Source organism: Anaerococcus sp. HMSC065G05 (assembly GCF_001812365.1).
Classification (GTDB): domain Bacteria; phylum Bacillota; class Clostridia; order Tissierellales; family Peptoniphilaceae; genus Anaerococcus; species Anaerococcus vaginalis.
The window spans coordinates 33,878-58,569 of the sequence record NZ_KV808690.1 but is presented as its reverse complement, the minus strand read 5'-3'; the positions used below and the strand labels follow the sequence as shown (position 1 = coordinate 58,569).

Here is a 24,692-nt window from a genome sequence, read left to right as displayed (position 1 = left end):
CCGTTTCGGTTGTTTATCCCGATTTATCGTCAAGAGGGGGGCGGAGAGATCTCATTAATTAAAAAAATCTAGGATAAAAGTGTGTATATAAAGAAAAAAATAAGAAAAGTCCTTGCGAAAGATAAATTTATATAAAAAAGGATATTTCAAAATACTTGATACTTTGAAATATCCTTTTTAAATTAAGATTTTGCATGATTTAAATTTCCTTGGCATACTTGCCAGGCTGGAATTTCCATTTTTAATTCGAATTGTCCAATCAAAAATGATGAGATAATTGTTGTCAAAAATGAATATATTAGGTGGTTCATTGGGATGTATATTAAAGAAAGGGCAAGAACTACGTAATCTGTAAATAGGTAAGCTCTTGATATTGGCCATTTTGTTTTTTTGGAAATTGTCATTGCCAAGGCGTCATCGCCTCCTGCACATCCACCGGCTGTAACTGCTATTCCACAGCCACATCCTATAAATATTCCACCAAATATTGCTGCCATTAATGGCATATCGTAAAGACTTGGAATTACTGGTCCAATAAAATCAAAAATCCAATAAAATACTGCAAACATTATTGTTGCTACAATTGATTTTTTTAAAAATATTCTTCCAAGCATTGAAAATCCTAAAATATAGCATAGCCCATCCAAAATTGGTGTGGTGTAGGCAAGATTCATATTTAAGGCTTTTTTCAAAAATAAGCCAAGTCCCAAAACTCCTCCTTCGGTTATTTGTGCTTGTTCATGGACATTTATTACTCCAAATGCCATAACTAAACAACCAAGGGAAATAATCAAAAATTCTTTTTTCGTAACTTCTAAACTTCTCAGAAATTTTCTGAGCATAAATTTTCACTCCTAATCTGGCGATTAGCAAAACAAAAAAGACTGCTGTCTTAGTAATAACTAATCGCGCAATCTTCGGCTGGTGTTGATGCTTTTTTGTTTAGATTATTTTTTCTTGTAAAAACTCTGAGCTTATAGAAGAATTTAAGGTCAAATAAATCCCACATCAGGCACTTATTTGGCAAGGTTCAACTTCCACGAATCAGATAAAAACTACCGATAAAAAACCGGCAACCACCGTTTTACAACAGTTCTTCGAATATTATAATACCTTGTTTTTGTAAATTGTAAAGTTTTAGGGTTTTTGCTTAGAATTTAAAATAAAATAATAAACAAAATGATATAATAAAGATGTTATCGTACCCAAACTGGTAACAGTTGGTAGGTGAGGTTATGGAAAAGCTCGGTACCATTTTAATATCTGTCGTAGGTAATGTAATAGCTCATTATATTATCAAGTGGCTAGACAGCTATTATAAACACGATAATTAGCACAAAAAAAGACAGGAGTGGCTGCTCCTGTCTTTTTGTTTGGTCATGGATATAACTCGGTACCATGCTCAATATTATTATATAAGTTTTTATTTTAATTTCAATATGTTCTAATTATATAATTTTCAAATTCTAAGCTATTTATAATTTTATGCTTACATTAAAAATGAGATCTCTGGATTAATTTTAGAATATAATTTACTTTTACTTTGTCTAATACTCAAGAAATAAGCTACTTACATACTAATCTATTATTCTATATTTAATCATTTTTCAAAATAAAATATTTTACGCCCAATTTCCATCAACAAAGACATCAAATTCTTCCCCGTCTTTGTAGGCTTTTATGTTTAAATCTTTTGCTCCTACCATAAAATCTTCGTGGATTAGGGAATCATTTAGGCCGATTTTGTGTAGGTCCTTGTCTTCAACTTCTGTTCCGCCTTTTATAGTTGTTGGGTAGGCTTTTCCAAGGGCAAAGTGGCATGATGCGTTTTCGTCAAATAGGGTGTTAAAAAATAAAATATTTGATTTTGAAATTGGAGATTCGTAAGGAACTAGGGCAATCTCTCCCAAATATTTTGCATTTTCATCTGATTCTAACATTTCTTTTAATGTATCGTAGCCTTCTTCTGCCTTAAAATCTACAACTTTTCCATTTTCAAATGTAAATTCAAAATTATTTATTATAACCCCATTGTAAACGAGTGGTTTTACAGCAACAAGCCTTCCATCAACTCCGTCAAATTGTGGTGAGGTGAAAACTTCTTCTGTTGGAATATTTGGCAAAAACAAATCGCCTTTTTCATTTTTTGATGAAGCTGACATCCAAATGTGATTTTTTGGCAATTTTACTTTTAAATCTGTTCCGTTTTTTGATGAGTAATGAACTTCATCAAATTGATGAGAATTTAAAAATTCTGCTTTTTCATTTAATAAAGAAATATGGTCATTCCAATTTTTTTTGGTTTTTTCCCAATCTTCATCAACACGGCTCACATCAAAAATTACTTCCCATAATTTGTCTACTGCTTTTTCTTCGGTAAGGTCTGGGAAAATTTTCTTTGCCCATTTTTTGGTTGGGTAGGCAATTACAAGCCATGAAACCATATCGTTCATAGTATATTTTACAAAATCTTTTAATTTCAAAGAATTTTCTCTGACCGCTTCTGCTATCTTTTTTTGGTCCAAATCTTTTAATAAATCTGGGTCATCGCCAATTATTGAAATCCTATTTGACCTATGTTTTTCAAGTTGGTAGATATTTTTTTCAATAATATAATCAGGAACTTCGTTTAAAGTTTCTTGGGTCTCGTAGGTATATTTTAATTTTGTAAGCTCTTCGTCTTTCCAATTAATACTTACAAGTCTTGCGCCTTTTTGGTAGGCATATTTTGCAATAAGTCTTGCAAGAGTAGGATCTTCCAAGGAAGAATTTATCAAAACGTCTTCATTTTTTTGTACATTTACACCGAATTCAACTGCAAGTTTGGCATAATTTTCTAATTTATTTTTGTTTACTGTCATATTTTCCTCCGTTTTTTTCATTATACTATATTGTGATGGTATAATAAAATTTAGAAATGGAGGATATTATGGTAAAAAGAAATGAAGTTGATATAAAAGAAACATGGAAATTGGAAGATTTATTTGAAAATGATGAAAAATTTTATGAAGAACTTGATAAAACAATTAAGGCAAGCGAAAATTTCAAAAAAACTTACAAGGAAATAGATTCTTCTGAAAAATTATATAAGGGATTAAAAGACTTGTCTGAAATTTACGGTGCCATGCACAGGTTGGGATCTTTTGCAGGGATTTCTACAGAAGTTGATGCCAATGATCCACATCCACAAAAAAGATATGCAAATTTTGGTTCAAAGGCGAGCGAAATCTCTGCAAATTTAACTTTTTTTGATGGACTTTTGACAAAAATTGATGAAAAAATCATAAATGAAGTGAGAGAAAACCACAAAGATTATGATTATTATCTAAAAAGAGCCTTGGAGAAAAAAGACCATATTTTGGATGAGGCGGCTGAAGAAGTTATTTCAAAATTATCTCCAACTTTTGATGCGCCTTACGGAGAATATGCTTCTTTGCGTTATGGGGATATAAAAGTTGATGATATTAAAATTGATGGAAAGGAAATTCCATTAAATCACAATACTTTTGAAGAATATTACGAAACTGATAAAAATACAAAAATTAGAAGGGAAGCTTTCAAAAATTATCACGAGGCACTTTCTCGCTATGAATCAGGAAACGGGGCAATTTATAATACCCACATAAATAATGAAAAAATCCTTGCAAATTTAAGAGGATATGATTCAGTAATCGATATGCTTTTGGATTATCAAGATATTCCAAGAGAAATTTACGACAATCATATTGATACAATAATGGAAAAACTTCCAAAACACATGAGAAAATATGCAAATATTTTGAAAAAAGTTTACAAACTTGACGAGATGACCTATGCCGATTTGAAACTTTCAATTGATTCTGGTTTTTCAAAAGAAATTGAAATCGAAGAGGCGAGAGATTATATAATCGATGGGCTTAAAGTTTTGGGAGATGATTATGTAGAAATGCTCAAAAAAGCCTTCAGCGATAGGTGGATTGATTATGCTCAAAACGAAGGAAAAAGAACCGGAGCATTTTGCGATACACCTTATGGGTCTCATTCATATATAATGACAACCTACAACAAGGATATGAGCCAAGTTATGACCCTTGCTCACGAATTGGGACATGCTGGACATTTTGAAAATACAAATAAAAACCAAGATGCAATAAACACAGATGTTTCAATGTATTTTGTAGAAAGTCCATCAACAGCAAATGAAATAACTATGGAAAGATATTTACTAAAAAATGCCAAGGACGATAGGGAAAAATTGTGGGTTTTGGATACAATGATTTCAAAAACCTACTACCACAATTTCGTAACCCATTTTCTAGAAGCAGCTTTCCAAAGAGAAGTTTACCAAAGAATCGATAAGGGAGAAAGCCTTACAGCAGGAGATTTCAAAGAAATTTTTAATAAAAAATTAAAAGAATTTTGGGGAGAAGATGTGAAACTTGTAGAAGGAGCTGACCTAACATGGATGCGCCAACCACATTATTACATGGGACTTTATCCATACACCTATTCAGCAGGACTTACAATAGGAACAAAAGTTTCCGACAAAATAATAAATGGAAACGAAGAAGACATCAAAAATTGGAGAGAAGTTTTAAACCTAGGTTCAACCCTAAGCCCAATGGACCTTGCCAAAAAAGCTGGAGTAGATATGACAAATACAAAAGCCTTAGAAGAAACCATTGAATTTATAGGAGAAATAATTGACCAAATAGATGAGCTTTGTGAGAAGCTTGGTTTGTATAAATAAAATAATTTAAAAATAAAAAGTATTAAAAAACAAAGGAAGGAGATAATTCTTCCTTTTTTTGATTTTTTGGGGTAGAAATAGAATAAGAAAAAATTGGAGGGGATTATGGAAAATAAAGACATAAATGATGTTTTAAATGATAGTTTAACAAATTTTTCAGAGACTAAGCTTGATAAGAAGAATCCTTATAAAAATATAAAATTAGAAGAAGTTTTCGATGAATTTTTTGAAAGCTTAGAAAAAAATGATTCTGATTTTTCTTGGGTAGAAAAATTAAATGGTATAGATAAAAAGAAAAATGTTGAAGATAAGGATAAAATTGCTAATATCCATTACGGATTACCTTCTCATGTTCATGGAAATTACAAAGATGGCTCTATATATTTATGTTTATTTAATCCAAATGTTATAGGTATAACGGATAATAATTTGATTTATAAAAGTGAATCTTCAAAAAAGGAAAGTGCTAAAATATGCAGCTTAGAAGATTATTATACAAAACCACCACTATTAGAAGATAAAAAAGACCCTATAGATGATGAATTTTGGAGAATTATCAATTCTTATAAAGAGTGGAAAAATGATGATAAAAAAAGAAAAATTAATATAGAAAAACTTAAAAACTTAATAATAAGTAATGAATCTACATTAACAAAAGAATTGAAAAACCCTGGATTAGGGACATACTATATTGATAATTATTTTGATAAATTAATTGATAAGACAGTTAAAAGTAAATTAGAATATACAGATAAAATTGTAAATATGGAATTATGTCCATTTAGATCTAAAAACGCTAGCACGATAAGTAATGATATTCTAAAATCAGAAGTTGGCTTATTTGCTTGTTATATCATATGGTACAGAATAGGAAAATATAAAAATAATAAAAATTCCAATAAACCTATTTTTATATTTAGAAGCTATAGTAATTGGGAAAAAAGATTAATTTATTCTTTATATGAATTAAACAATAAGAAGATAACACAGGAAGCCATTGGAGAATACATGACAACAATTAGAAATGAGTTTTTCTATCATTTTCCAAATCAAAGTGGAATGATAAGTTCAAAAAATTTAAGAAAATTTGTGAGTGAAGAAGAATTTGATCATATAAGGGAAAATATAAAAAAGTCTGAAAATAAGTAAAATTTAAGGATTCAGCAATTAAATAAAACAGCTATTGCCCATCCCGACCGAAGTGGAGGGATCTCTTTGGATTGGTACGCATAGAGAAATATTTCTCACTTGATGGGTTTTTATTTCTTCCTTATTGTAAATTTTAAATTCCTATTATTTTGGGTAAGTATATAAATACATATATGTAGAAAGGAATTTTATGAAATATTTATCTAAAAGATTTACTGGGAATTATGGGATAATTAAATTTATTTTTTTGTTATTATTGACTTTGTTTGGAGCTTTGCCTGCAAGTTATAGTATTTTGATTAGGGGCGTGGACAAGTCTTTGCTTTATATTATTACTGGGGCTTATCTTCTTGTGGCTTTTTTATTTTTTCTTATTTTTTATAGGAAATTTAAATTGTCTGGGGGATTTTTTGCAAATTTAAAAGTGATTTTAATTTCTCTTGTGGCAATTTATACTTTGTCTTTTTTGATTGAATTAGCTTTTGGGGAAAATATTTCAAATCCTCAAAATCAAGAGGCGATTGAGTCTATGCTTAGGAGAAATTTTTCTCCAGCTCTTCTTGCTCATATAGTTTTTTTGGGACCTATTGTTGAAGAATATACTTTTAGGGAATATCTTCCTGGTGTTTTTAGAAATATTTTCAAAAGACGTGATCAGGATTTTAAGGATTTTTTCGCTCTTATTTTGGCGAATGTTTGTTTTTCTCTTGCCCATCTTCCAACTGATATTTATAGTTTTTTGGTATATTTTTCAATAGGTTTTGTACTTGTTATGGTAAGATTTTTGACAAATAATTTGAAATTATCGGCTTTTGTTCATATTTGTTGGAATTTATTGTCAAGTGTGATTTTATATTACGCTATTTAATTTTTAAAATATTAAATAAAAAAGGACGGTTGCAAGATTGAATGATTTTTTTATTCTGAAACAGTCCTTTTTTTGTAAATTTTTATTTATTATTTTCTTGTGGATTTTCTAGTTTTTATTCTTCGATATTATTTTTTTTGAAACCAGATGAAAAGTCGTAAGCGCCACGTTTGATTATTATGTCATCATTTTTTGATTTTGTATTTTTGTCTTTTTCTTGATTTTTCTTATCTTTTGTGGATTTATTTTTATTTTCTTTTTCTTTTGTATCTTTGGCTAAATCAGATTTTTCAGAAATTTTTTCTTTTTTACTCTTGTTTTCTTCTTCTTTTATATTTTCATTTGTTTTTTCACATTTAACTTCTTCTTTTAATTCTTCGCTTGGTTTTGTTTGGTTTTGTTTGTCATTTTCTAAAGAATTGTTAGGATTATTTTTTGCGTCTGTATTTAAATCTGAAAGATTATCATATTCTTTATTTTTAATTGCAAGAGCAAAGGATACTATTGAAACAACAAATAAAATTATTGCCAAAATTACCAAAAATTTAGCAAATTTTGCTTTTTGTGGGTCAAAATCATTGGCTAAATTTTGTAAAGCTTGACTAATGTTTGCAAAACTTCCTTCGATTGCTCCCAAGTCTGGATTTGAGAAATTAATTGCCATAATATTTGCTTTAACTACTTTAACAAATTCCATCAATGGAGAAATTGTAATAAAAGATATTAATAAAACCAATGTTCCAGCAGCTGAGAAAATATATTTTTTAATTTGTTCTTTAAAAATAAAAATTCCAGCAATCAACAAAACTAGATTTACAAAAAATAAAAATTTGATAAATCCTATGTATTGAATTATATTTTTGAATTTTCCAAGATATTCAAAAATAGCAAATTCCATTTGGCTTAAAAAATCTTCAATATTGCCTGCGCCGTTTTCAATTGATTCGTAAATGTCTGAAAATGATTTCATATTTGCCAAAATCATTCCCAAATAAAGTACCAATAATGAATTAGTAATAATTTGTCCAATATAGACAGCAAGTTTTCCCTGTTTTTTTGTCATAACTTCCTCCTTAATAATAAAATATAACGGGAAAATATCCACATAATTTATACATATTATTATATCATAATTCAAGAAATTTTTCTGAAATTTTTTATCTTATAATTTATTGAAAGAATTTCTTACAGAAAACAATCAAATAATCATATAAAATAAATATTGGAATTTAAAAGAAAAATGAGGTAAAATAAATTTCGGAAAATTTAAAATAATTTTGAAAAATTTTAAATTGTTTGAAATGAGCGATTTTAAAATATTTTTCAAAGCTTTAATAATTATATAATAATTGTGAATATTTATATTGATATTTGCAAGAATTTTCTATATAATAGTAATGAGTGAAATTATTACAAATTAACGTGATAATATTTAAAAGTTAGGAGATCTTATGAAAATTGCATCGATGGAATACAAAAATGGGATTTCTAACTTGCTCAACTCTAAATTTGATGAGAACGAAGTTGTTGTAAAAAAATATGAGAATTTTGAAGACATTATTCTTGAAGATGATTTGTCGGAATTTGATTTAATTTTAGTGGATATGACTCATACTAGGTGTATTGAGCTTATCCAGTACATAAAACAAACTACAAATATTCCGGTAATTTATCTTACAGATAGGTACAAAAAAAGTCCCTATGAAGCAAAAATTGACGACAAGGATTTTGTAATTCATTCTTATTCAAGAGATGAATTTATAAAATATACTTTGAAAAAGGTCGAAGAAATTAACAATTCCAAAATTATTTCTTTTGGTTTTTGTTCAATTGAAGTGGACAATGGGATTTTTAGGATAGGAAATGAAATTTTAGATCTTACAAAATCTGAAATTAGTCTTTGTACAATTCTAATAAAAAATATGAACAGACCAGTTTCAAAAGAAATTATTGTAAAAGAAATGTCTAAAATGGGAATTGAAACAACAGACAGATCAGTTAGAGAGCATGTTAGAAAAATCAGAAAAGAATTTAAAAAAGCAAAACTTGAACCAATTAAAACAGTAAGAGGACAAGGATACGAATGGATTTTAGAATCTTGTGAAATAGGAAATTAGCCCGATTTATACAATGATTTTTATAATATAGAATATGAATAATTTAAAATAACCCAAATCTAACTAGCGGGAGAGGTATAAAAATTTCAAAATTAGAAAATTTTGGCATTTTTATACTTTGTTAGATGGGTTATTTTTTTGAAAAAATTTAGAGATTTTCAAATTCAAATAAAAAAATAAAATTGATATTGATTATCTTGTGCCACAAATTATTTTGTGATATTATATAAATATCTTCAGGGTGAGGTTTGATTCCTAACCGGCAGTTAAAGTCTGCGAGTTTTTTACTGAATGGGCGAAATTCCCATACCGACAGTTATAGTCTGGATGAGAGAAGATATTCTTTTTTATGAGAAATTATTTAGCCCTGAAAGGGCATTTTTTTATGCCGAATTTTAGGAGGATTTTATGAGTCATGATCAAAAAAAATTAAGAAATTTAGTAAAAGTTGGAATACTTTCAGCCATGAGTTTCATACTTATGTTTATTCAATTTCCAATTCCAGTTGCACCACCTTTTATGAAAGTTGACCTTGCAGATGTGCCAGCTCTTATTGGTGGATTTTCGATGGGGCCTTTGTATGGAGTCTTAATTCAACTTATTAAAAATATTTTGAATTTGAGCAAGACAAGCACAGGTGGCGTTGGAGAAATTTCCAATTTTATAGTCGGAGGACTTTTTGTATTTGTATCAGCAAGTATATATAAAAGGAAAAAAACCAAAAAAAATGCAACTATAGCTATGATTTGCGGAATGTTAATTATGACACTTACAGCAACTTTATCAAATGCTTTTGTAATTTTTCCACTTTACGGAAAAGCAATGGGAGTAGAAATGAGCGCCTTTGTAGCTATGGCACACAAAACAAATACTTTAGTAAATTCTTATTTTACTATGATGATTTTTGCAATTGTTCCATTTAATTTGATAAAAGGTTCAATAGAAATTTTAGTAACAAAATTATTATACAAACACGTTTCAGGAATTTTGCACGATAGAAAATAATATTTTAAATTTTAAAAACAGACTTTGTGGTCTGTTTTTTGTTTTTTTCTGGAAGCTGAAATTTATTACTTTATAAATTTAATAAAAGAGATCTCTATTATTATTTTTGGAGATAGATAGAATTTTATTTTTACCTTAAAAATCATTGGAATTTTTTTATTTTAGACTATAATATATCTTACAAAAAGCTTCAAATTAAACTTTTGTAGTATAATAGATTAGAAGGAGTTTTTATGAGAATTAATTCTTTAAAAGAAATGGAAGATTTTGCTTTTGATTTTTCTAAAAAATTGAAAAAGGGCCAAGTTATAAATTTGATTGGAGAAATGGGTAGTGGGAAGACTACTTTTACTTCTTTTGTTTGCAAATATTTTGGGATTTCTAATACTTCATCTCCAACTTTTGCTCTTGTAAATATTTATAATGGAGAAAAGCAAGGGGAAGATTTTCCGATTTATCATCTAGACCTTTACAGGTTTGAAAGTCCTGATGAAATTTTAGACATAGATTTTGAAAATTATCTTTACCCAGAGGATGCTGTAACATTTTTAGAATGGGCAGAAAAGGCAGAAGGCTATCTTCCAGATGATATGATTGAAGTTAATATAGAAAAAATTGATGAAAACGCTAGGGAAATTAGCGTGAAATTTATAGATTAGGAGATTTTAATGAGAGTTTTAGGAATTGATACATCAACTATGATTTCTACTGTAACTGTTGTAGAAGATGAAAAAATCATTGGGGATTTTAATGTAAATCAAGAAAAAACTCATTCGGAATCGCTTGTGCCAATGATTGAAACTTTATTAAATCTATTGGGACTAAAGCTTTCTGATATTGATATTTTTGCCATTAGCCAAGGACCGGGATCTTTTACGGGTTTAAGAATTGGAATGACAATTGCAAAGACTTTTGCCCAAGTTGGAAATAAAAAATTAATTCCAGTTTCAACTTTAAAGGCTCTTGCCTTAAATTCTTCTTCGAATTCTTTTAAGGCTTCTATGCTTGATGCAAGGGGAAAAAGAGTTTATGGGGCAATGTATGATGAAAATATGAATGAAATTGTTAAGGAAGATTTATATAATATAGATGATTTTTCAAAACTCTGTAATGAAAAAAATGTAGATTTTGATTTAGTTTCGGAAGTTGGTGAAAAATATAAGGACAAATTTCCTAGGGCAAGAATTTTGGATTTTTCTTATAATTCTTGTATTGGAAAAAATTTGTGTAAGCTTGCTCTTTTGAAAAAAGATGAGGACTATGATCTTTATAAGCTTGTGCCAAATTATTTGAGAAAATCGCAAGCGGAAAGGGATAGAGAAAAGAAAAATGATTAGGACAATGACTGTAGGAGATACGGATAAGGTTTATAAAATCGAATCTAGTGCTTTTTATAGGCCTATGCCCAAAAAAGATCTTATAAATGATATTGAAAAAAATAAGCACAAAGAGTGTTTTGTATATGAAAAAAATGGAGAAACTCTAGGCTTTTATATAATTTCAAAAATTTTGGATGAAATTGAAATTTATACAATAGCAGTTGATGAATTATATCGTGGGCAAAATATCGGATCATTTATGCTTGAACACATGATAAATTTTGCAAAGAGTTTAAAAGTTTCAAAAATTTGGCTAGAAGTTTCTACAAAAAATTTTCCAGCTATAAATCTTTACCAAAAATTTGGTTTTGAAAAAATTAGACTTAGGGAAAATTATTATGCTAGAGTTCACGAAGATGCTTATATAATGTTAAAGGAATTGGATTAGATGAAAGATTTTTATACAATGGGAATTGAAACTTCTTGTGACGATTCTTCAGTTGCTATTTTGAAAAACGACAGGGAAGTTTTGATTAATTTAATATCATCACAAATTGATATACATAAAATATTTGGAGGAGTTGTGCCAGAAATTGCATCAAGAAAACACCTTGAGGCAATCAATCCTTTGATTGAAAAGGCGCTTTTGGATACAAATTTATCTTATAGCGATATTGATTTGATTTCTGTTACCAAAGGTCCTGGACTTATTGGCTCACTTTTGGTAGGAATTTCTGCGGCAAAGGCTCTTTCTTTGTCAGCAAATATTCCAATGATTGGAACAAATCACATGCAAGGACATATTTGCGCAAATTATTTGTCAAATAAAGACCTAGAGCCACCATTTATTTCATTGGTTGTAAGTGGAGGTCATACTTATCTTGTAAAAGTAAATGGCTATACAGATTATGAAATAATTGGAACAACAAGAGATGATGCTGCTGGAGAATCTTACGATAAAATTGCAAGATCAATAGGCCTTGGTTATCCAGGCGGACCAAAAATTGATAAACTTGCAAAAGAAGGAAACAAGGATGCGATTGATTTTCCAAGAATTATGCTTGAAAAAAATTCTTACGATTTTTCATTTTCTGGTTTAAAAACTTCAGTTTTAAATTATATGAACCACCAAAATCAAAAAAATTTAGAAATAAACAAGGCAGACTTGGCAGCAAGTTTTCAAGAAGCTGTTGTAGATGTTTTGGTAGAAAAATCTATGCGATTGATAGATGAAACAGGATTAAATACATTTGCAGTATCAGGAGGAGTTGCTGCAAATTCTAGATTAAAAGAAAGATTAAAAGAAGAATGTGAAAAAAGGGGAGTCAAATTTTATTATCCAGATATAATTTTGTGCACAGATAATGCGGCAATGATTGCTATGGCAGGATATTTAAATTACAAAGCTGGAGCAAGGTCTGATAATTATTTGAAAGTGTATCCAAATTTAGGACTTTAATTTGATATAATAGACTTATGAGTAGAGAAATTACAAAATTAAAAACATACAATACAAAAAATAAAATAGCATACTTTCTTTACTTTTTGTCTGCAATTTGCGTTTTCGCTTTTGGCATATATTATAAAGAAGGTTTTGAAATAGCTGGTGGAATATTTTTGCTTTTAAGAGGAATATATTTAATAAAAACCAACAACAAAAGCACAGCTTCTATTTTGAGAAATGAAAAAAAAGGACTTTACTTTAAACTTTTGATGATAATGGCTTTTTCATTAATAAATCCAATAGGAATTCTTCCCTTTTTATACGAAATAAAAAAAAGAGATTGGGTTATAAATGGAGGACTTGATGAAGAAAAAAAGTAAAATAAGTATTTTATTTTTGGCGATTATTATTTTATTTTCATCATGCGCTCAAAGGAGAATAAACTATCTAGAAAAAAGAAGAGATAGTTTGATTTCAGAAAAAAAGCCAAAAGAGAAGAAAATAATAAAAATAAATCCAGATAAAATTGATGAATTTAAATCAATAGAAGCCTATATGGCATGGTATAAAAAATTAGATGGGCCATGCAAATTAGTTTTTGAAAATAAGGTAGAAAAAAAAGAATTAAGCCAAGAAGAAATGGTAGAAGATTTCAATTATCTTTTTAATGAAATTAGAGATAATTATCCATTTTTTGGAGTTTTGAAAAGGCAATATGGAGTTGACTTTTTGGCAAATTATTCAAAATATTTAAGCGAAATAAAATTTTGCAAAAACGACCAAGAATTTACAAACACCATGGGAAAAATAATGGAAGATTTGCACAATGACCACGCAACAATTGCACAAAAAGATTACGTAGAAGAAACCTTAGAATACTATTCACATTTTTGGGCCGATCCGTCAATGTATTACGAATTTTTAACACTGAACAAAGAAAGCGTAAGAGATAGATACGGAGTTGATGGAGTCCAATCAAATAAAGCTGACAGGAAAAAAATCAGGAGAAGATCCCTATACACAGAAAATTCCAGCGAAAATATGGAAGTAAAAATGCTAGCACCAAGTTTGGGACTAATAAAAATAAAAGAAATGCTAGCAGAATATGAACTTTCAGAAGATATGAAAAAATTAGACAAATTTTTAGAAGAAAATCAAGATTTAAAAACAATAATAATAGACATCAGAGAAAATTCCGGTGGGAATATAGAATATTGGCAAGAATATCTTTTGCCAAGACTCATAGACAAAAAAATTTCCGTAAACAACCACATGTTTTTTAAAGATGGAATGAGAACAAAACTATTATTAGAAAGCGAAGAGCTTGGCTTTGAAGATATTTCAAATGTAAATATAGAAAAAATGGAGCTTGAACACAAAGAAGATTTAAAAGATTTTTCATATTATAGCAAAGACAAAATAGAAATCACTCCAATGAAAAAAAATAAATTTAAAGGAGATTTGTATTTATTAGTTGACGAAGGAGTATATTCAGCAGCCGAAGGAATGGCAAATTTTTGCAAAAACGCAAAAATTGCAAAATTAGTAGGGAAAAAAACCGGAGGCGATGGAGTAACACTTGGCTTAATAAATGACGTATGCCCAAATTCCGGCTTAGTTTTCACCTACACAAACACCCTAGGCTACGCACCAGACGGAATGATAAACGAAGAAGAAAAAACAAACCCAGACATAAACACAGAAAGTTTAAACGAATCAATAGATACAATAAAAAAATTGGAAAAAATTGAGGAATAAATAAAAGTGGCTGATGCAAAATTATGAATAATCATAGTTTTGCATCAGTCACTTTTTTATTTAATTAAAAACTGAAATCGCTCAAAATAAATTAAATTTAAAAATAATATTAAAACATAAGCAAAAGATAATTTTAATTTATCAAAAAATCGTTTTCGCTTGCTTTTTCGATTTGCTGGGGTATAATTTTTTACAAGAAGTAATACTACTTTTGTAAATTTTATAAAGTTGAACTTTGTTTAATCCCGGACTTATTTATTTTATACCGTATAACGTTCTTCTTTATTTTCCCAGCTTAGGCTGGGTTTTTTATTTGTATTAAGCCCAGCTTTGTAAATTTATTTTTCAAAGATTTTATTTTATATTTTTTAGCATTTTATACATCGGGTCAAACTCATCATAATAGATTTTTTCCTTATCAAAGGCAGACAAAACTTTTTTGGTTAAATATTTTTTGTCGACTATTAACTCGAAAGTATTTTCCCTAAACCATTTGTCAGTCATAGAAAAATATCCATCGTGTCCATTATCTTCTCCCCATGAATTTTCAATTTTCCAAAATTTAACGTCTTTATCTTTTTTGTCAAAGCCTGTAAGATTCATTGCGTGACAAGCTGAAGAATATCTAGAATTAATTCTTTGAGCTTTTGTCATTTTGTCAAAATTGGTAAAAGTTTGTTCGAAATTAAATAAATTCTCATCCATAACTCCGCTTTCTCTGTCTTTATCTATGTCGACATCGCAAGCAAACCACATTGTTTCATTGTTTTTTATGGATTTTTGAGCAGATTTACTCATTGTATCCATGTCAACATTAATTCCAACAAGCTCTGGCAAATCTACTGCATTTTTTGCGTTTTTATCAACCAAAATCCTATTGTAAGGATGTCTTGGATCATTTAATAATTTTATTTTTCCATCAAAAAAATCTCCTACATATTTGTCAAAAAATTTCTTTGGCGTCATATCTTTTTCGATTTTGTAAGAGTTGTCCTTGTCATAGTATTTAAAATCAAAATTTTCAACAGGTTTTCCAATGGATTTTACAAAAATATTGTAGGAATATGATAGACCTTTTTTTCTTAAAATTTCAATTTCTTTTTCGTCATCCGTAGCTCTAATATCCATAGCGATTTTTTTGAGGGCATTTTCCAAGGTATAAAACATAAAAGAAGATTCCTCTGTATGGAAAAGTTCGCCCATATTTGTTTTTGGCACAATTCCATATTTTTTTATCAAATAATAGAAAAATTCAAAATAGCCACCATCTTCTGGAGTGGAATAAAAAACATCTTCAACTTTTCTATCTTTAATATCCAAATCTTTTGTATCAATAACCCTTTGCAAAAACAAATTTGTTTTTTCCATATTGTCATAAAAATACAAAAAAGACTCAGAAAGCTCAAATTTTTCCATATTAAGTTTTTTAGCAATGTGCATCCTAATCATATTAAGACCTGCAAACATCCAACATCTGCCAGTTTTTCTTTGATTAGTAACATCTTTAGTTTCAACTTCGTTAGAAAAAATAAAATCATGTTTGTTGATAATATTTTTATTTAAAGAAGCCTCCATTATCCCCATATTTGAAATGGCATTTTCAATAACTTTATTTTTAGGATCTTTTTCATAATTTTTCTCTAATTCTTTAAATATTTTTTCATCTAATATCATAGGTCACCTCTTTCTTTGGAAATATTATACTTTCAACAAAGCAAAAAACGACAATAACTTGTTTTTATAATAATAGTAAGAAGTTTTATTTGTTAATTTGAAAAATTATAAAAGAACTTTTAAAAATCAATTTTAAAAGTTATGAAAATCGCAAAATTTAAATGTTTGAAGTGCTTTATTATTGACAAATGCTACAAGTTGTTATATCATTGTTTGAGAATAATTACAAATTTTAAATGTAAGGAGAATTTTCCGAAGATATGTTTAAAAACTTAATATCTAAAATTTCAATTTTTTTATCAACTATTGTGTACATAATATTTTTTTATTTTTTAAATAAATATAGCATTTTGCCAGTGAAATATAGGTTTATAGTTTTGGGACTTATATTTTTACTTATTTTTGGATTTTCTTTGTTGATTTTCAAAAGAAAAAAGGCTGGCAAGCCGATTAAAGCCTTTTTTATAATTGTACTTTTGTTTGTAAGTGCAGTGGAAGGCTTATTTATTTCTTACGCAAGTACTTCAATACAAACTGTTCAAAAAATAAATGAGAAAAAAGAAGTAATCAAAACAAAAATGTCTTTTGTTGTTTTGAAAGAATCTCCAATTGAAACATTGGATGATTTGAATGAAAATCAGGTTGCCATAGCTAAGCAAGTGGACAAAGAAAATGTTAAACAAGCTTTAGAAAAATTCAAAAAAGAAAATGGCGATGATTTAAATGTTGAAGACTTGGGAGATTATTTAACTTTAGGTAACAGCTTAATTAATGGAAATGTTCAAGCTGTTTTATTAAATGAAGGCTTCAGGGAAATGTTAGATGATAATATTGAAGGATTTAGCCAAAAAACTAGAGTTTTAAAATCTTATTCTGTTAAGGGAGATCAAAAATTAAATCAAAACAATGAAGTTGAAAAAGATCAAAGTTTTAATGTATATATTTCAGGAATAGACACTTATGGAGATCTTGCAACTGTATCAAGATCTGACGTGAATTTAATAGTAAGTGTAAATCCTAAAAAAGGAAAAATTTTAATAACAACAATTCCAAGGGATACCTATGTAAATATAGCTGGAATGGGAGATTATGCAAATGATAAATTAACTCACGCAGGTTTATTTGGAGTAGACACTTCTATAAAAACTTTGGAAAATTTCCTTGATATAAATATAGACTATTACGCAAAAGTAAATTTCACAACTCTTACAAAACTAATAGATTTATTGGGTGGAGTAGATGTTGAAAATCCTGTTGCTTTTGAAACCAATGGTGGCAAATATTTCCCACAAGGTACAATTCACATGGATGGAGATATGGCTTTAGCATATTCAAGAGAAAGGTACCACCTTGCAGAGGGAGATTTTGATAGAGGAAAAAATCAAGTGAGAGTAATGACAGGAATTATAAGAAAATTATTGTCAACAGAAACACTTTTGAATTTCAATTCGATTGCAGAAGTTGCACTTGATTCAGTAAATACAAATATGCCTTATGATAAAATGATAGAATTAGTAAATGGGCAAATAGATGATGCCAAAGACTGGAAAATAAAAAGCCAAGCAGTAACAGGAACAAGCGAACCAGGACTACCATCATACCTAATGCCTGGAAGTAATTTATACATGATGAGAGCAGATGAAGAATCTATTGACCAAGTTCATGATGGGATTTTGAAAAATAATAAAACAGATAAATAAATATTTTAATTAAAAGGGTAAGGTATACAGTGCTTGAGATTTTTTTCTTAGTAAAAATTGTAAGCGGAGATGTCTTACCCTATGAGTATTTATATAAATAAAGAAAATTTAAAAAGTAAAAAAAGAAGAGCTATAAAAGGAATGAAAATGGATACTAAAAAAATAATAAATAAAAAAACATATATACTCTTAGCTTTTGATATTATAATCATTAACTTAGCATATTTTTTAGCTTTATTTTTAAGGTTTGATGGAAGTTTAATTCAAATACCAAGGATATATTTAAAAGCTTTTGAAAACTATGCTCTTATAAATACAGTTATAACAATTGCTATATATTCAGCTTTCAAGCTATACAGAATAATTTTGGAATATGCATCATATACTGAATTAATAAAAATAACTCAAGCAGTTGCTTTATCATTATTAGTTCATGTTTTTGGTATTTCAATTCTGTTTCAAAGGATGCCATTGTCATATTTTGTATATGGATTTTTGATTCAATACACTTTTACAGTGGGGATAAGATTTGCCAACAAAATGTTTATACAAGGAAAATATAATCTATTAGACAAAAATCCAGAATTTAAAAAAGCAATAATAATTGGGGCAGGATCAGCTGGTCAGACAATAAAAGAAGATATAAACAAATCAAACAGACAGGAAAATACAAGCATAAAAGTAGTTGCATTTATTGACGATAATCCAGAAAAAAAAGGTCAATACATTGACGGAACGGTTATTTATGGGGGAAGAGAGTCAATAAATGAATTAGTAAATAAGGAAGACATAGATCTAATATTAGTAGCACTTCCATCAGCCCAAGAAAACCAAAAAAGAGAAATTTTACAAATATGCAATGACACAAAGTGCGAAGTAAAAGTTCTACCTGGAATATACCAATTAGTTTCAGGAAGTGTTTCTATGTCAGGAATGAAAGATGTCCAAATAGAAGATTTATTAGGACGTGATCCAGTAAAAATATTTTCAAACGAAACTTTTGATTACCTAAATGACAAGGTTGTTCTTGTTACAGGCGGTGGAGGTTCAATTGGATCAGAGCTTTGTAGACAAATCGCCCAATACGGACCAAAACTTTTGATAATATTTGATATATACGAAAACAACGCCTATGAAATTGAACAAGAGCTAAAAAGAAATAATAAAGATTTAAAATTCATTACCCTAATAGGATCAGTAAGAGACTATGCAAGAGTAAAAAAAGTATTCGAAACATACAAACCAGAAATAATATTTCACGCAGCAGCTCATAAACACGTACCATTAATGGAGGTAAGTCCAGTAGAAGCAATAAAAAATAACGTAAGAGGAACCTACATAGTAGCTCTACTTTCATTAATCTACGATGCAAAAAGATTTGTTCTAATCTCAACAGACAAGGCAGTAAATCCAACATCAGTAATGGGAGCAACAAAAAGAGTTTGCGAGAAAATAATCCAAGGAATAAATGACATTAGAGCAAACAAAGAATATGAAAAACTTGCAAAAGTAACAATAAACGATGGAAATAGAATAATCACCATAAATCCAAAAGATTACTTACAAGAAAAAAATCCGAAAACAGAATTTGTAGCAGTAAGATTTGGAAATGTCCTAGGTTCAAACGGATCAGTAATTCCACTTTTCAAAGAACAAATAGCATCAGGTGGACCAGTAACAGTAACCCACCCAGAAATAATCCGCTATTTCATGACCATAAAAGAAGCAGTAAAATTAGTATTACAAGCAGGCTCAATGGCACAAGGCGGAGAAATATTTGTACTAGATATGGGAGAGCCAGTAAAAATAGATTACTTGGCAAGACAATTAATAAAACTATCAGGATATAAACCAGATATAGATATGCCAATAGTATACACAGGCCTAAGACCAGGAGAAAAATTATACGAAGAAAGACTAATGGACGAAGAACTTTTATCAGATACAAAAGTAGAAGGAATATCCGTAGGAAGACCATTAGAATTTTCAAGAGAAGAATTTTTCCAAAAATTGGATAAAGTAATAAACCAAGAAAATATAGACGAATTAGATATAGTTGTTACGATAAATAATTTAATAAGTACGTTTATAGGAAAGGGTAATAAATAATGACAAAAAAAATGAACATACCATTCTCACCACCAGACATTAGCGAAGAAGAAATTAATGAAGTAATAGATGCTTTAAAATCTGGTTGGATAACAACAGGACCAAAAACCAAAAAATTAGAAAAAGATTTGCTAGAATTTACAGGAACAAATATAGGAGTTTGCCTAAATTCTCAAACAGCAGCGGCAGAAATGACTCTTAGAGTTTTAGGAATTGGAGAAGGCGATGAAGTGATAACAAGCGCCTACACTTACACAGCGACAGCCTCAGTAGTAGAGCACGTTGGAGCAAAATTGGTTTTAGTAGATACCCAAGAAGAAAATTTAGAAATGGACTACGAAAAATTAAAAGAAGCCATAAACGAAAAAACAAAAGTAATAATTCCTATAGATTTGGGAGGAGTTCCTTGCGATTACGATAAAATATTTGAAATTGTAGAAGAAAAGAAAAATTTATTTAAAGCAAACAACGAAATTCAAGAAGCCTACAACAGAATAATAGTAATGTCAGATGCAGCTCATGCTTTGGGAGCAGAGTATAAAGAAAAAAAAGTAGGATCAGTAGCAGATTTTTCAAATTTTTCCTTCCATGCAGTAAAAAATTTCACAACAGCAGAAGGTGGATATGCAACATGGAAAGACAAAGAAGGAATAGACAACGAAAAACTATACAAAAAATATCAATTATTATCCCTTCACGGTCAATCAAAAGATGCCCTAAGCAAAACAAAACTTGGATCATGGGAATATGATATAGTAGGACCTTGGTACAAATGCAATATGACAGACGTATTAGCAGGAATAGGACTCGCCCAAGTAAAAAGATATCCAACACTTTTAAAAAGAAGAAAAGAAATAATAGAAAAATACGACAAAGCCTTTAGACCATTAGGAATAAAAAGTCTAAACCACTTTGACAAAAATCACAAATCATCAGGACATCTTTATATAACACAAGTTCCAGGAATAGATACAGAACAAAGAAATAAAATAATAGAAGAAATGGCAGAAAAAGGAATAGCATGCAACGTCCACTATAAACCACTTCCACTATTAACAGCATACAAAAATTTAGGGTTTGATATAAAAGATTATCCAAACGCCTACAATCATTACAAAAATGAAATAACACTACCTCTTCACACAAAACTTACTGATGAGGAAGTTGATTATATAATTGAAAATTATAGATATATTATTGAAAATAGTAGTTTATAAATTATAAATGATTTAAAAGAGAGGTTTAATAATGTATATTATAATAGGAGCATCAAGTTTTATAGGTGTTTATACAGTCGAAGAATTTTTAAAACAAGGTTGTGAAATAATTGTAACAGGAAGAAATAATAAATTTAAAGAGCATTATGATAAACTAGGTGTAGATTATATAAACCTAGATTTGGTAAACAAAAAAGATTTTGATTTACTTCCTAAAGAAAATGTTGATGGAGTGATTCTTCTAAGTGGATTGTTGCCAGCAAACTCTAATGTAGATTTAGAGAATGAAGAAAATGCAGCAGATTATTTTGAAGTAAATACTATAGGGACTATAAATGTTCTTGAATATTGTAGAAAAAATAATATAAATAGAGTTATATCAACTTGTTCTTACGCTGATGTAAGGGGTGCTTGGGGAAAAAAAACAATAACAGAAGAAGAACCACGTGATTTCATATATGAAGGAGATCATGCAGTATATATTTTTTCTAAGAATGCAGCAAATGATACAATGAAATACTATAATGAACAACATGGAATGAAAAATGCTTGGTTTAGATTTCCACCAGTGTATGGTGTTGGACCTCATGATTCTCTTTATATAAATGGGGAATTAAAAAAATCTGGACTTAAAATTTTCATTGATAATGCAAGAGAAGGTAAGGATATTTGTATATTTGGAGATAAAAATTTAAGTAGGGATATAGCGTATGTGAAGGATGTTGCTCACGCTTTTTATCTTGCTATTAACAACGAAAAAACTAAAGGACTATACAATATGACATCAGGTAGTGGTGTTACTTTACAAGAACAAGCGGAAATAATTGCAGAAATATGGGCTCCAAGTCCAGAAAAAAAAATCTAAAATAACTTATAAACCAGAAATAAATAACAATACTAGTTCTTATTTATTTTCAATGGAAAAGGCAAAAAATGATTTTGGTTATGTACCTAAATATTCGGATTTTAAACTAATGATGAAAGATTATAAGAAAGACTTAGATAATAATAAATATCAGGAGCTTTTTAAATATGTCAAGTAAAACTAAATTATCAGGGAGCTTAGTTTTTAGGTTTACAAAGAGAACCTTTGATATTTTGCTATCTTTAATATTGATGATACCAGTTATCTTAATTGTTATATTTTCATATATATTTATAAAAATTGAAGATGGCGGTCCTTTATTTTATAAAGCGGAGAGAACTGGACTTTTTGGAATCCCATTTAAGATGTATAAGTTGCGTTCTATGAAAGAAAATGCTCCAGATATAAGGTTAGAAGATGGTTCAACATTTAACGGGGATGATGATCCTAGAGTGACAAAATTTGGTAAATTTGCAAGAAAAACAAGTATTGATGAACTTCCACAAATCATAAATGTTTTAAAGGGAGATATGAGTTTTATTGGCCCAAGACCTGATACACCGATGTACTTAGATAAATATACGGACGAAGAGAAAATTATTCTTACGGTGCGCCCAGGTATAACCGGTTACAATCAGGCTATTAACAGAAATTCTGTTTTAACAAAAGAAAAATTGGAAAATGATGTTTATTACGTGAAACACTTATCACTTTTTTTTGACTTGAAGATAATATTTATGACAATAAATACAATAATTATGCGTAAGAATATAAATAGAAATTATGAGGAAAGCAAAGATACTTTTGTTTAAAATAATAAATTATTGGAGTGCATATATAAATGAAAAAAATAATGATATTAGGTGCTAGTATTTTACAAGTTCCTGCTATAGAAAAAGCTATAGATATGGGGCTTGAAGTCATTGCGGTTGATATGGATTCAAATGCACTTGGATTTAAAATACCAGGTGTAAAAAAAGAAGTTATTAGTACTATAGATATTGAATCTGTAATGAGTGCTGCAAAAAAACATAATATAGATGCGATAATGACTCTTGCTAGTGATATGCCAATAATGACTGTTGCAAAAGTTTCAAAGAAATTAGGGTTAGTTGGTGTTGATTTAGATACGGCTATAAAAGCTACAAATAAATCAAAAATGCGTGAATCTTTAAAAAGCTTTGGCGTGCCTGTGCCTTTATTTTATAAAGTTGATAGTCTAGATAAATGTATAAAAGCGGTTAATAAAATTAAGGATAAAGGTTACAAATGTATTTTAAAACCAGCTGATAATTCTGGGAGTCGAGGTATTGTATTACTACCTGATTTTAACGAGAAAACTATAAATATAGCTTATAATTATAGTAAAAATAATTCTAGAAATAAGATTGTAATGGTTGAAGAATTTATGGAAGGACCAGAAGTAAGTGTAGAGACAATCAGTGTAGATGGGAAATGTAATATAATTCAAATTACTGACAAAATAACAACGGGTGCTCCATATTTTGTAGAAATGGGACACTCTCAACCTAGCCAGCTACCAGATAGTATGAAAGATAAAATAAAAGAAATAACAATTGCTGCAAACAAAGCTATAGGTATAATAAGTGGTCCTTCACATACAGAAATCAAAATCACTCAAAATGGTCCAAAAATTGTAGAAATTGGAGCAAGACTTGGAGGAGATAACATAACAACCCATTTAACTCCTTTGTCTACAGGGGTTGATATGGTTGAAAGTTGCATAAAAATTGCTTTGGGAGAAAAACCAGATATAAGAATAAAATACGATAAAGCATCAGCAATAAGATATTTCGATCAAAGTCATGGGAGAATTAAGTCTATAAGAGGGGTGGAAGAAGCAAGTAAATTGCCTGGAATAATTCAAATATCAATAATTCATGGTAAAGATCATATTATTAATGGTATTAAAAGTAGTTCAGATAGAGTAGGATTTGTCATTGGACAGGCAGATGATTGTAAAGGAGCTATTTCAACTGTTATTAAGGCTTTAAGTCTTATAAAAATAGATCTTTATTAGAATTTAAACTTTATAATATTTAAATGGAGTTTTAATAATGAAAGTTGCAATAATGTGTAATGGATTTAGCTCTAAAGGATTTGATAGGGAAGAATTAGTAGATAATTTAAATGAAAAAGGTTATGACGTATATCTAGGGCTAATTAATGATGGAATAATTAACAAATGTTATAACGAACTCAATGCTAAATTAATATTTATAGATGCTAATAGAAATAATACAAATCCTTTTATAGAATTAAAATCATTATTGAATATAAAAAATAAATTGAAAAAAGAGAATATAGATTACGTTATTATATACGGTATAAAAAACCACATATCAATGATTCTAGGAGCCAAAATAGCCGGAGTAAAAAAAATAATGTGTGTTGTCAATGGAAGAGGTAATCTTTTTATATTAAAAGGTCTAAAATGGGATTTAGTCAGAGCAATATCACTTCCTATGCTTAAATTATCATATAGATTAGCGGATTTTATATGCTTTCAGAATAATGATGATAGAAAAGAATTTATAGATAAAGGTTTAGTTAAAAATACATCTAAGGTTTTTTTGACGGGTGGCTCTGGTGTTAATCTAGAAAAATTTAAAAAATTAGATCTTGTAAATGAAAATTCATTCTTATTTTTATCAAGAATAACGGAATCTAAGGGGCTTAAGGAATATATTTATGCTGCAAAAATCGTGAAAAAAAAA

The 24,692-nt window shown here is 28.9% G+C and carries 22 protein-coding genes and 1 riboswitch; of the genes, 18 read left to right on the top strand and 4 right to left on the bottom strand.

The window, feature by feature from the left end; genetic code table 11:
- Positions 1 to 182: 182 nt before the first annotated feature.
- The gene (locus HMPREF2852_RS02445; protein ID WP_070605788.1) at positions 183 to 842 is read right to left on the bottom strand and encodes a DUF6198 family protein; all 660 of its coding nucleotides are present in this window, start codon (positions 840 to 842) and stop codon (positions 183 to 185) included.
- Positions 843 to 1,622: 780 nt separating this feature from the next.
- Entirely contained in the window at positions 1,623 to 2,861 is a 1,239-nt protein-coding gene (locus HMPREF2852_RS02440) for an aminopeptidase (protein WP_070605786.1), read from the bottom strand.
- 68 nt (positions 2,862 to 2,929) lie between these two features.
- On the opposite strand from HMPREF2852_RS02440, the gene pepF reads away from it, so the two are divergent.
- The 3 genes from pepF to HMPREF2852_RS02425 all read left to right on the top strand — a co-directional run bounded on the left by pepF (position 2,930) and on the right by HMPREF2852_RS02425 (position 6,746).
- Positions 2,930 to 4,729 carry an oligoendopeptidase F gene (gene pepF / locus HMPREF2852_RS02435; RefSeq protein ID WP_083306956.1) on the top strand — a complete coding sequence of 600 codons (1,800 nt, stop codon included), beginning with the start codon at positions 2,930 to 2,932 and terminating at the stop codon, positions 4,727 to 4,729.
- A gap of 105 nt (positions 4,730 to 4,834) precedes the next feature.
- Positions 4,835 to 5,878: a hypothetical protein gene (locus tag HMPREF2852_RS02430; protein WP_070605783.1), complete on the top strand. Its 1,044-nt coding sequence runs from the start codon at positions 4,835 to 4,837 to the stop codon at positions 5,876 to 5,878.
- Positions 5,879 to 6,068: 190 nt separating this feature from the next.
- Entirely contained in the window at positions 6,069 to 6,746 is a 678-nt protein-coding gene (locus HMPREF2852_RS02425) for a CPBP family intramembrane glutamic endopeptidase (protein ID WP_070605781.1), read from the top strand.
- Between the two features lie 115 nt (positions 6,747 to 6,861).
- Here HMPREF2852_RS02425 and HMPREF2852_RS02420 read toward each other — a convergent pair whose 3' ends face one another.
- The gene (locus HMPREF2852_RS02420) at positions 6,862 to 7,809 is read right to left on the bottom strand and encodes a hypothetical protein (RefSeq protein WP_070605779.1); all 948 of its coding nucleotides are present in this window, start codon (positions 7,807 to 7,809) and stop codon (positions 6,862 to 6,864) included.
- 388 nt (positions 7,810 to 8,197) lie between these two features.
- Between HMPREF2852_RS02420 and HMPREF2852_RS02415 the strand changes: the two genes are divergently transcribed.
- From HMPREF2852_RS02415 to HMPREF2852_RS02380, 8 genes are all read left to right on the top strand, one after another.
- Positions 8,198 to 8,863 (top strand): winged helix-turn-helix domain-containing protein, encoded by a 666-nt coding sequence (locus HMPREF2852_RS02415; protein ID WP_004839493.1) that lies wholly within the window; start codon positions 8,198 to 8,200, stop codon positions 8,861 to 8,863.
- Between the two features lie 228 nt (positions 8,864 to 9,091).
- A riboswitch (FMN riboswitch) is annotated at positions 9,092 to 9,206 on the top strand.
- A gap of 65 nt (positions 9,207 to 9,271) precedes the next feature.
- Positions 9,272 to 9,868 carry an ECF transporter S component gene (locus HMPREF2852_RS02410; protein WP_070605777.1) on the top strand — a complete coding sequence of 199 codons (597 nt, stop codon included), beginning with the start codon at positions 9,272 to 9,274 and terminating at the stop codon, positions 9,866 to 9,868.
- A 233-nt stretch (positions 9,869 to 10,101) separates the two neighbouring features.
- Entirely contained in the window at positions 10,102 to 10,527 is a 426-nt protein-coding gene (gene tsaE, locus HMPREF2852_RS02405) for a tRNA (adenosine(37)-N6)-threonylcarbamoyltransferase complex ATPase subunit type 1 TsaE (protein ID WP_070605775.1), read from the top strand.
- Between the two features lie 9 nt (positions 10,528 to 10,536).
- The gene (tsaB, locus tag HMPREF2852_RS02400; protein ID WP_070605773.1) at positions 10,537 to 11,205 is read left to right on the top strand and encodes a tRNA (adenosine(37)-N6)-threonylcarbamoyltransferase complex dimerization subunit type 1 TsaB; all 669 of its coding nucleotides are present in this window, start codon (positions 10,537 to 10,539) and stop codon (positions 11,203 to 11,205) included.
- Positions 11,198 to 11,635 carry a ribosomal protein S18-alanine N-acetyltransferase gene (gene rimI / locus HMPREF2852_RS09970; RefSeq protein WP_019118748.1) on the top strand — a complete coding sequence of 146 codons (438 nt, stop codon included), beginning with the start codon at positions 11,198 to 11,200 and terminating at the stop codon, positions 11,633 to 11,635. Before tsaB ends, rimI begins: the two co-directional genes overlap by 8 nt.
- Positions 11,636 to 12,646, top strand: coding sequence for a tRNA (adenosine(37)-N6)-threonylcarbamoyltransferase complex transferase subunit TsaD (tsaD, locus tag HMPREF2852_RS02390; protein ID WP_070605771.1), 1,011 nt, complete (start codon positions 11,636 to 11,638; stop codon positions 12,644 to 12,646).
- Between the two features lie 17 nt (positions 12,647 to 12,663).
- Positions 12,664 to 13,011 carry a hypothetical protein gene (locus tag HMPREF2852_RS02385; protein WP_004839487.1) on the top strand — a complete coding sequence of 116 codons (348 nt, stop codon included), beginning with the start codon at positions 12,664 to 12,666 and terminating at the stop codon, positions 13,009 to 13,011.
- Positions 12,995 to 14,389, top strand: coding sequence for a S41 family peptidase (locus HMPREF2852_RS02380; protein WP_070605770.1), 1,395 nt, complete (start codon positions 12,995 to 12,997; stop codon positions 14,387 to 14,389). The genes HMPREF2852_RS02385 and HMPREF2852_RS02380 overlap by 17 nt, the downstream gene beginning before the upstream one ends.
- Before the next feature lie 354 nt (positions 14,390 to 14,743).
- Here the strand turns inward: HMPREF2852_RS02380 and HMPREF2852_RS02375 are convergent, their stop codons facing one another.
- Positions 14,744 to 16,063 (bottom strand): C1 family peptidase, encoded by a 1,320-nt coding sequence (locus HMPREF2852_RS02375; RefSeq protein WP_070605768.1) that lies wholly within the window; start codon positions 16,061 to 16,063, stop codon positions 14,744 to 14,746.
- Between the two features lie 260 nt (positions 16,064 to 16,323).
- On the opposite strand from HMPREF2852_RS02375, the gene HMPREF2852_RS02370 reads away from it, so the two are divergent.
- The 7 genes from HMPREF2852_RS02370 to HMPREF2852_RS02340 form a co-directional block, all read left to right on the top strand.
- A complete protein-coding gene (locus HMPREF2852_RS02370) occupies positions 16,324 to 17,763 on the top strand; it encodes an LCP family protein (RefSeq protein WP_070605766.1) in 1,440 nt (479 codons plus the stop codon).
- 147 nt (positions 17,764 to 17,910) lie between these two features.
- Positions 17,911 to 19,872 (top strand): polysaccharide biosynthesis protein, encoded by a 1,962-nt coding sequence (locus tag HMPREF2852_RS02365; RefSeq protein WP_070605857.1) that lies wholly within the window; start codon positions 17,911 to 17,913, stop codon positions 19,870 to 19,872.
- Positions 19,872 to 21,089, top strand: a complete 1,218-nt coding sequence (locus tag HMPREF2852_RS02360) for a DegT/DnrJ/EryC1/StrS family aminotransferase (protein ID WP_186821918.1) — start codon at positions 19,872 to 19,874, stop codon at positions 21,087 to 21,089. Before HMPREF2852_RS02365 ends, HMPREF2852_RS02360 begins: the two co-directional genes overlap by 1 nt.
- Before the next feature lie 31 nt (positions 21,090 to 21,120).
- On the top strand, positions 21,121 to 21,954 hold the full coding sequence (locus HMPREF2852_RS02355; RefSeq protein ID WP_222563199.1) for an NAD-dependent epimerase/dehydratase family protein: 834 nt from the start codon (positions 21,121 to 21,123) through the stop codon (positions 21,952 to 21,954).
- Positions 21,955 to 22,121: 167 nt separating this feature from the next.
- Positions 22,122 to 22,766 carry a sugar transferase gene (locus HMPREF2852_RS02350; protein WP_070605764.1) on the top strand — a complete coding sequence of 215 codons (645 nt, stop codon included), beginning with the start codon at positions 22,122 to 22,124 and terminating at the stop codon, positions 22,764 to 22,766.
- Positions 22,767 to 22,795: 29 nt separating this feature from the next.
- Positions 22,796 to 23,995, top strand: coding sequence for an ATP-grasp domain-containing protein (locus tag HMPREF2852_RS02345; RefSeq protein WP_070605762.1), 1,200 nt, complete (start codon positions 22,796 to 22,798; stop codon positions 23,993 to 23,995).
- Positions 23,996 to 24,032: 37 nt separating this feature from the next.
- Positions 24,033 to 24,692: glycosyltransferase family protein (locus tag HMPREF2852_RS02340; protein ID WP_148130541.1), on the top strand; the 660-nt coding region annotated here is incomplete at its 3' end.

Bases quoted from the DNA above. Each gene is read 5' to 3' on its own strand.
- HMPREF2852_RS02445 (WP_070605788.1), bottom strand. From the start codon at position 842: ATGCTCAGAAAATTTCTGAGAAGTTTAGAAGTTACGAAAAAAGAATTT.
- HMPREF2852_RS02440 (WP_070605786.1), bottom strand. From the start codon at position 2,861: ATGACAGTAAACAAAAATAAATTAGAAAATTATGCCAAACTTGCAGTT.
- pepF (WP_083306956.1), top strand. From the start codon at position 2,930: ATGGTAAAAAGAAATGAAGTTGATATAAAAGAAACATGGAAATTGGAA.
- HMPREF2852_RS02430 (WP_070605783.1), top strand. From the start codon at position 4,835: ATGGAAAATAAAGACATAAATGATGTTTTAAATGATAGTTTAACAAAT.
- HMPREF2852_RS02425 (WP_070605781.1), top strand. From the start codon at position 6,069: ATGAAATATTTATCTAAAAGATTTACTGGGAATTATGGGATAATTAAA.
- HMPREF2852_RS02420 (WP_070605779.1), bottom strand. From the start codon at position 7,809: ATGACAAAAAAACAGGGAAAACTTGCTGTCTATATTGGACAAATTATT.
- HMPREF2852_RS02415 (WP_004839493.1), top strand. From the start codon at position 8,198: ATGAAAATTGCATCGATGGAATACAAAAATGGGATTTCTAACTTGCTC.
- HMPREF2852_RS02410 (WP_070605777.1), top strand. From the start codon at position 9,272: ATGAGTCATGATCAAAAAAAATTAAGAAATTTAGTAAAAGTTGGAATA.
- tsaE (WP_070605775.1), top strand. From the start codon at position 10,102: ATGAGAATTAATTCTTTAAAAGAAATGGAAGATTTTGCTTTTGATTTT.
- tsaB (WP_070605773.1), top strand. From the start codon at position 10,537: ATGAGAGTTTTAGGAATTGATACATCAACTATGATTTCTACTGTAACT.
- rimI (WP_019118748.1), top strand. From the start codon at position 11,198: ATGATTAGGACAATGACTGTAGGAGATACGGATAAGGTTTATAAAATC.
- tsaD (WP_070605771.1), top strand. From the start codon at position 11,636: ATGAAAGATTTTTATACAATGGGAATTGAAACTTCTTGTGACGATTCT.
- HMPREF2852_RS02385 (WP_004839487.1), top strand. From the start codon at position 12,664: ATGAGTAGAGAAATTACAAAATTAAAAACATACAATACAAAAAATAAA.
- HMPREF2852_RS02380 (WP_070605770.1), top strand. From the start codon at position 12,995: ATGAAGAAAAAAAGTAAAATAAGTATTTTATTTTTGGCGATTATTATT.
- HMPREF2852_RS02375 (WP_070605768.1), bottom strand. From the start codon at position 16,063: ATGATATTAGATGAAAAAATATTTAAAGAATTAGAGAAAAATTATGAA.
- HMPREF2852_RS02370 (WP_070605766.1), top strand. From the start codon at position 16,324: ATGTTTAAAAACTTAATATCTAAAATTTCAATTTTTTTATCAACTATT.
- HMPREF2852_RS02365 (WP_070605857.1), top strand. From the start codon at position 17,911: ATGGATACTAAAAAAATAATAAATAAAAAAACATATATACTCTTAGCT.
- HMPREF2852_RS02360 (WP_186821918.1), top strand. From the start codon at position 19,872: ATGACAAAAAAAATGAACATACCATTCTCACCACCAGACATTAGCGAA.
- HMPREF2852_RS02355 (WP_222563199.1), top strand. From the start codon at position 21,121: ATGTATATTATAATAGGAGCATCAAGTTTTATAGGTGTTTATACAGTC.
- HMPREF2852_RS02350 (WP_070605764.1), top strand. From the start codon at position 22,122: ATGTCAAGTAAAACTAAATTATCAGGGAGCTTAGTTTTTAGGTTTACA.
- HMPREF2852_RS02345 (WP_070605762.1), top strand. From the start codon at position 22,796: ATGAAAAAAATAATGATATTAGGTGCTAGTATTTTACAAGTTCCTGCT.